Consider the following 7,149-nt stretch of genomic DNA (forward strand, 5'->3'; position numbering starts at 1 on the left):
CCCCCACCCGCTGAGCCAGCTCCAGCACCCGCGCCGCCCGAGGCGGATACCCCGGCGCCAGCACCTCCCGCCCCCGCGACCCCGAGGCCCGCGCCCGATACGCGTCGATCGCCGCCTCCGCCACCGGCCCCGACCCGGCCACGTCCAGCCGCGTCAGCACCTCCGTCGCCTCCCGCAGCGCCTCCGCCAGCTCCCGCTCCGCCTCCCCGAGCGACGGCACGTCCGCAGGCGGAGCCTCCCGCACCGGCAGGCAGTGCCACACCACCTCCACATGCACATCACCCGCGGGCCCGGCCTCGGACACCTCCGGCACCAGCCCGAACGCGGCCCCGTGACAGACCACCGCCTCCTCCGCCTCCAGCGCCCGCGCGTTGAACTCCGGCGGCCCGCTCAGCCCCAGCGGATGCCCCGGCGCCGGCAGTGCCACCCGCAGCCCGGTCACCCCGAGCGTCCGCAACCGCCCCAGCGCCAGCGTGAGCCCCACGGGCGCCGACTCACCCGGCAACCCCTCCACCCGGTGCACCGCGTCCTCCCCGACGATCGCGAGCACGGCGTCATCCGGTGAGACAAGTCCGGCAAGAAGGGCGTTTCCCCAAGCGGCAAGGCGTCCAGAGCGAGGTTCCGAGAGCATGCGTACACCCTAGACAGAGCCCAAGAACCGGACCGGAGGAATGTCCGGGTCGACCAGTGGCGTAGATTTCATGAAGGGCTGCGCCCACGGGTGCGGCGGACCGACCCACAGGCGTACGCGACAGCCGAGACCGGCCACACTGCAAGGGGAGACAACGCGCTCATGAGCGATGTTCTGGAGCTTCAGGACGTATCCGTGGTCCGTGAGGGCCGGGCTCTGGTGGACCAGGTCTCCTGGTCGGTCAAGGAGGGCGAGCGCTGGGTCATCCTCGGCCCCAACGGCGCCGGCAAGACCACCCTCCTCAACATCGCGTCCAGCTACCTCTACCCCAGCAAGGGCACCGTCGGCATCCTCGGTGAGACCCTCGGCACACCCGGCACCGACGTCTTCGAACTGCGCCCCCGTATCGGCATGGCCGGCATCGCCATGGCCGACAAGCTCCCCAAGCGCCAGACCGTCCTGCAGACCGTGCTCACCGCCGCCTACGGCATGACCGCCGGCTGGCAGGAGGAGTACGAGGACATCGACGAGCAGCGCGCCCGCGCCTTCCTCGACCGCCTCGGCATGTCCGAGTACCTGGACCGCAAGTTCGGCACCCTCTCCGAGGGCGAACGCAAGCGCACCCTCATCGCCCGCGCCCTGATGACCGACCCCGAGCTGCTGCTCCTCGACGAGCCCGCCGCCGGCCTCGACCTCGGCGGCCGCGAAGACCTGGTACGCCGTCTCGGCCGGCTCGCCCGCGACCCGATCGCACCCTCCATGATCATGGTCACGCACCACGTCGAGGAGATCGCCCCGGGCTTCACGCACGTCCTGATGATCCGCCAGGGGAAGGTCCTCGCCGCCGGCCCGCTGGAGCTCGAACTCACCTCCCGCAACCTCTCCCTCTGCTTCGGCCTCCCGCTCGTCGTCGAACAGGTCGGCGACCGCTACACCGCCCAAGGCCTCCCGATGTCCTGAACCCTCCCGCAGCCCAAAGCCCGGAGCCGCGAGGCGCGTTCAAACTGATCGGCGCCCTGTCGGCGACCGGGTGCGCGGTTCTACCATGACCGCGTGGACATCGACGCATGGCTGTGGTGGCTGATCGGCGCGGCGGCACTCGGCATCGGGCTCGTGATCACCGCGATGCCCGAACTCGGCATGCTCGCGGTGGGCGCCGTCGCCGCGGCAGTGGTCTCCGGCATCTTCGGCGGTGGTGCCGTCGCCCAGGTCGCGGTCTTCGCCATCGTCTCGACCGCCCTCATCGCCGTCGTACGGCCCATCGCGAACAGACACCGGGCCCAGCGGCCCCAACTCGCCACCGGCATCGACGCCCTGAAAGGGAAACAGGCCGTCGTGCTGGAGCGCGTCGACGGCTCCGGCGGCCGGATCAAGCTGGCCGGCGAGGTCTGGTCGGCCCGCGCACTCGACGCCGGCCGCGCCTATGAAGTGGGCCAGGAAGTGGACGTCGTGGACATCGAGGGAGCCACAGCGATCATCATGTGACCGTGCACGACGCAACTGGGGCGAACAACTCCCCAGTTGCACCGATGGTCTGTCAGACTCGACCAGCAAGATCTTCAACCGGAGATCTTCCACAGGCATAAGATCTGCCGTAGGCGCCGAGGCGAAGAAGGGTTCGGGGAACCGACGATGCAGCCGATCATCATCGTCCTGATCATCCTGGTGGTGTTGGTCTTCATCGCCCTGATCAAGACGATCCAAGTCATCCCACAGGCCAGTGCCGCCATCGTCGAGCGCTTCGGCCGCTACACGCGGACGCTCAACGCGGGCCTCAACATCGTCGTCCCGTTCATCGACACCATCCGCAACCGCATCGACCTGCGCGAACAGGTCGTCCCGTTCCCGCCGCAGCCGGTGATCACCCAGGACAACCTGGTCGTCAACATCGACACCGTCATCTACTACCAGGTGACCGACGCCCGCGCCGCCACCTACGAGGTCGCCAGCTACATCCAGGCCATCGAACAGCTCACCGTCACCACGCTCCGCAACATCATCGGCGGCATGGACCTGGAGCGGACCCTCACCTCCCGCGAGGAGATCAACGCGGCCCTGCGCGGCGTCCTCGACGAGGCCACCGGCAAGTGGGGCATCCGCGTCAACCGCGTCGAGCTCAAGGCCATCGAACCGCCCACCTCCATCCAGGACTCGATGGAGAAGCAGATGCGCGCCGACCGCGACAAGCGCGCCGCGATCCTCCAGGCCGAAGGCGTCCGGCAGTCCGAGATCCTGCGCGCCGAGGGCGAGAAGCAGTCCCAGATCCTGCGCGCCGAAGGTGAGGCCAAGGCAGCGGCCCTGCGCGCCGAGGGCGAAGCCCAGGCGGTCCGTACGGTCTTCGAGGCCATCCACGCCGGCGACCCCGACCAGAAGCTCCTCTCCTACCAGTACCTCCAGATGCTCCCCAAGATCGCCGAGGGCGACGCCAACAAGCTCTGGATCGTCCCCAGCGAAATCGGCGACGCCCTCAAGGGCCTCTCCGGCGCGATGGGCAACTTCGGCGCGATGGGCGGCAACGGCACCTCGGGAACCGCCAACGTCCCGCCCCAGGAACGCCGCGAAAAGCCCTCGATCGACTGAGAGCACCCTGAAATCACGAGTTCCCCGCACCCCCTCAGGGGCGCGGGGAACTATCGATATGCGGCTCCGCCACGTGGGCGCGAGAAACCACGGACAACCCGCAGCCGGGTATCCACCCGCGCCCCTACGGCGAAACCGTCACGCCGCATCCAGCGTCAACCACTCGGGCAACGCCTCGAAGTCCTCGGTACCCAGCGCCAACAACATCGCATCGGCCGGCGTCGGCTCGAAGGGCCGCCGCAACAGCGGCATACCCGCCTGCTCGGGTGTCCGGTTCGCCTTCCGGTGGTTGTCCTCCGCACAGGACGCCACCGTGTTCAGCCACGTGTCCTGCCCACCGTGCGACCGCGGCACCACGTGGTCCACGGTCGTCGCCCGCCGCCCGCAGTACGCGCACCGGTGCCGGTCCCGCACCAGGACACCCCGCCTCGACCACGGTGCTTGTCTTCGGAACGGCACCCTCACGTACTGGCAGAGCCTGATCACCCGGGGCGCCGGTATGTCGACCGCGGCTCCACGCATCCGCAGCTCGGGGTGGGCCTGCTCGACGACGGCCTTGTCCTGAAGCACCAGAACGACGGCGCGGTTCAGCGTCACCGTCGACAACGGCTCGAAGCTCGCGTTCAGTACCAGCGTGTCCCGCATACCAGCCCACCTCCCGTGTGCACCGGCCCACCCCTCGGCGGGCTGGGATCAACTCTGGCCGGGCACGCCGAGATGGACAACGCAATATCTGCTGCTCCTGCGGGAGGTGACCCCCGCGACCCCCGGCAACAAAAATGCCCGCCCCTGATCAATTCCATGACCAGGGGCGGGCAAACGTTCCATGAATCCTCGGGGCCGCCCGGACCGCTTCAGGACCCTGCGGGCACCTCGTACTCACCGATCAGATGCGCACGCGCCAGCGTGTGGAACCGCAGGTTGAAGCCCACCACGGCGGGAGAGGCGTCCGCGTCCGGACCGAGCTTCTCCTGGTCCACGGCGTACACCGTGAACACATACCGGTGCGGCCCGTCCCCGGGCGGCGGCGCGGCACCGCCGAAGTCCTTGCCGCCGTAGTCGTTGCGCGCGTGGACCGCGCCCTCGGGCAACCCCTCGAACGTGCCGCTCCCCGCACCGGCCGGCAGCTCGGTCACCGTGGCCGGGATGTCGAACACCACCCAGTGCCAGAACCCGCTGCCTGTCGGGGCATCGGGGTCGTAGCAGGTCACGGCGAAGCTCTTGGTCTCCGGCGGGAACCCCTCCCACCGCAGGTGCGGCGAGGTGTTGCCGGCCGCGTGGACCTGAGCGTCCTTGAGCGTCGCCCCCTCCTGCACGTCCTCGCTCGTCACCGCGAACGACGGCACGGGCGGATGGAAGTCGTGGGGGAGCGGCCGCCGCTTGAGCTCGGTCACCTCGGTACCTCCTGATCGGTTGCGTTCAGTCGCAGGCCGAGCCTAGAACCAGTTGCGCTTGCTGCCGACCTCCGACAGCCACTGGTTGAGGTATGCCGTCCAATCGGTCCCCTGGTAGTCGTTCAGCCCCACCTTGAAGGAGCGGAACGTGTCGCTGCCCTCGCTGAACAGACCCGGCTTCTTGTCCATCTCCAGCACCACGTCCATGGCCTGCTCGTCGGCCACGAAGCTCAGCTCGACCTGGTTCAGCCCCCGGTACTGCTGCGGGGGCAGGAACTCGATCTCCTGGTAGAACGGCAGCTTCTGCCGGGTGCCCCGGATGTGCCCGCGCTCCATGTCCGCGTTCTTGAACCGGAAGCCCAGCTGGATGAACGCGTCCAGGATCGCCTTCTGCGCCGGCAGCGGGTGCACGTTGACCGGGTCCAGGTCACCGGAGTCCACGGCCCGCGCGATCGCCAGCTCGGTGCTCACCCCGATGTTCATCCCGCGCAGCGCCTGCCCGTCGATCATCGTGATCGGCGTCTCCCACGGGATCTCCAGCCCGAACTGCACCGCGTGCACCGCACCGGCCTGGATCTCGAAGGCACCGCCCAGCGACGACTTCGCGAACTCGATGTCCTGCTTGACCTCCTGGTCGCCGCTCTCCACCTCGACCTTGGCCTGCAGCCCGACCGAAAGACCCTCGATCTGCTGGTTCACGGACCCGCCCTGGATCCGCACCTCGCCCTGGACGACACCGCCCGGAACGACGTTGACCTCGTGCAGCACCGTCTCGACCGAGGCCCCGCCGGCACCCAGACTCGCCAGCAGCTTCTTGAACGCCATGTCTCTCCCTCTCCAGGCGACCCCCGTGGGCCACACCTGATCCGTCGTTCTGCGTCGATGCGTACGTATGGACCCTTGATCCCTAACAACGCGATCCGGCCGTGACCGGTTCCGCGTCCCACACCCTGGCAACCGCGGAGCCCGCTGACCACCCCGTGGCACCGCCCGTCTCCAGTACCCTCGGGCGGCGTGATCGCGACCCCCGACCGTACGCCCCTGCCCGGAGAGTTCTTCGACCGCCCCGTCCTCGAGGCCGAGACCTACGACGGCCCGAACGACCCCGGCCCCCACTCCCATCGCGGTCGCACCGCCCGCACTGACGTGATGTTCGGCGCGCCCGGCCAGGTGTACGCCTACTTCACCCATGACATGGCAAGGCGGTCAGCATGAATGTGGAAGACCTTGCTCACGCCGCTGAAGAAGTCGCCCCCAAGCTGCTCGGTGCCCTTCTCACTCACGAGACCCCTGAGGGAACCGTGAGCATCACCATCACGGAGACCGAGGCGTACTCCGGTGCGGCCGACCCCGCCTCCCACGCCTACCGGGGCAAGACGCCCCGCAACGCCGTCATGTTCGGGCCCGCAGGACATCTGTACGTCTACCGGTCTCACGGTCTCCACTGGTGCGCCAACATCGTCACCGGAACAGACGGCATCGCCTCGGCCGTCCTCATCCGCGCAGGCAGGATCACCGAAGGGGAAGGCCTGGCACGTAAGCGGCGAGGAGCGAAGGTCGAGACCCCACGCCTTGCGCGGGGTCCGGGGAACTTCTGCCAAGCGCTCGGCATCACGGCAGAGCACAACGGCGCAGATCTACTGACAGGTGCCTCGGTCACGCTGTCCGAAGGTGAGCCGGTACCCGACGAGCTCATCCGGGTCGGCCCCCGGGTAGGCGTGAGCAAAGCCCACGACTGGCAGCACCGCTTCTACCTTGCCGGTGATCCCACCGTCTCGGCGTACCGGCTGAGCCCGAGAGCCAGGATGTCCGCCGGAGCCTGAGCCGCTGCATCCCGGTACGCCTGCCGCAGGGCTTCCGCTTCCTCCTCGCGATGCGTGCCGTCGCACTCGAAGCCGAAGGGGCGAGTGCTCCAGAAGGGCCTGCCCGACTCCCCGCAGCGCCGATGCGCGCAGCCAGGCGACCCGAAGGGGTCGCCGAGTCCAGGACTCCCCGAGCCCGCACGGACGCCTGCGCCGCCGGCGGCACCCCGCTACGGATCCTCACCGGCCCCCGTGCCCTCCGAGCAGGTGAGCAACGGTCGGCGGACCGGGGCCCATGTGCCGCGGTGCCGCCGAAGTTGACTCGACCTTGGAAGGTGCGTAATGTAGCCCGAGCCGCTTGAACCGGGTACGGCGATCGCCTGCAGCCGGAAGCGGCCAAACCACTATCTACGATCACCCCTCGGCGGGGTCGGGTTCGTCATGTCCGCATGTCTGAATTCCGAATCGCGGAGCTCGATTATGAATCGAGCGAGGGAATCGGTTAACGTAGTGAATGTCGAAAGGCCGACAGGCGAAAGCCAAAGGTCAACGGCAAATCCCGCCGACCGGGAATCAGGACCGAAAGGATCTGATAGAGTCGGAACCGCCGGAAAGGGAAACGCGGAAGCGGGAACCCGGAAAGTACCGAGGAAATCGGATCGGAAAGATCTGATAGAGTCGGAAACGCAAGACCGAAGGGAAGCGCCCGGAGGAAAGCCCGCGAGGGTGAGTACAAAGGAAG

9 protein-coding genes are annotated in these 7,149 nt (G+C 68.4%); 5 read left to right on the plus strand and 4 right to left on the minus strand.

What is annotated here, in order from left to right; all coding sequences use genetic code 11:
* Window positions 1–631: hypothetical protein (locus KUM38_RS27335; protein ID WP_217132946.1), on the minus strand; the 631-nt coding region annotated here is incomplete at its 3' end.
* Between the two features lie 162 nt (window positions 632–793).
* Between KUM38_RS27335 and KUM38_RS27340 the strand changes: the two genes are divergently transcribed.
* From KUM38_RS27340 to KUM38_RS27350, 3 genes are all read left to right on the plus strand, one after another.
* On the plus strand, window positions 794–1,591 hold the full coding sequence (locus KUM38_RS27340; protein ID WP_217132947.1) for an ABC transporter ATP-binding protein: 798 nt from the start codon (window positions 794–796) through the stop codon (window positions 1,589–1,591).
* A gap of 93 nt (window positions 1,592–1,684) precedes the next feature.
* The gene (locus KUM38_RS27345; RefSeq protein ID WP_217132948.1) at window positions 1,685–2,116 is read left to right on the plus strand and encodes an NfeD family protein; all 432 of its coding nucleotides are present in this window, start codon (window positions 1,685–1,687) and stop codon (window positions 2,114–2,116) included.
* A 147-nt stretch (window positions 2,117–2,263) separates the two neighbouring features.
* Window positions 2,264–3,211, plus strand: a complete 948-nt coding sequence (locus KUM38_RS27350; RefSeq protein ID WP_217132950.1) for an SPFH domain-containing protein — start codon at window positions 2,264–2,266, stop codon at window positions 3,209–3,211.
* A gap of 138 nt (window positions 3,212–3,349) precedes the next feature.
* Here the strand turns inward: KUM38_RS27350 and KUM38_RS27355 are convergent, their stop codons facing one another.
* From KUM38_RS27355 to KUM38_RS27365, 3 genes are all read right to left on the minus strand, one after another.
* On the minus strand, window positions 3,350–3,856 hold the full coding sequence (locus tag KUM38_RS27355; RefSeq protein ID WP_217132953.1) for an HNH endonuclease: 507 nt from the start codon (window positions 3,854–3,856) through the stop codon (window positions 3,350–3,352).
* A gap of 209 nt (window positions 3,857–4,065) precedes the next feature.
* Entirely contained in the window at window positions 4,066–4,605 is a 540-nt protein-coding gene (locus KUM38_RS27360) for a YbhB/YbcL family Raf kinase inhibitor-like protein (RefSeq protein ID WP_217132955.1), read from the minus strand.
* Window positions 4,606–4,647: 42 nt separating this feature from the next.
* On the minus strand, window positions 4,648–5,430 hold the full coding sequence (locus tag KUM38_RS27365) for a sporulation protein (RefSeq protein WP_217132957.1): 783 nt from the start codon (window positions 5,428–5,430) through the stop codon (window positions 4,648–4,650).
* A 189-nt stretch (window positions 5,431–5,619) separates the two neighbouring features.
* Between KUM38_RS27365 and KUM38_RS27370 the strand changes: the two genes are divergently transcribed.
* Together KUM38_RS27370 and KUM38_RS27375 are read left to right on the plus strand one after the other, a co-directional pair.
* Entirely contained in the window at window positions 5,620–5,820 is a 201-nt protein-coding gene (locus tag KUM38_RS27370) for a DNA-3-methyladenine glycosylase (RefSeq protein ID WP_217132959.1), read from the plus strand.
* Window positions 5,817–6,428 carry a DNA-3-methyladenine glycosylase gene (locus KUM38_RS27375; RefSeq protein WP_217132961.1) on the plus strand — a complete coding sequence of 204 codons (612 nt, stop codon included), beginning with the start codon at window positions 5,817–5,819 and terminating at the stop codon, window positions 6,426–6,428. The genes KUM38_RS27370 and KUM38_RS27375 overlap by 4 nt, the downstream gene beginning before the upstream one ends.
* Window positions 6,429–7,149: the final 721 nt, after the last annotated feature.

Origin of the sequence: Streptomyces sp. AC558_RSS880 (assembly GCF_019049255.1) — a bacterium.
Classification (GTDB): Bacteria; Actinomycetota; Actinomycetes; order Streptomycetales; family Streptomycetaceae; genus Streptomyces.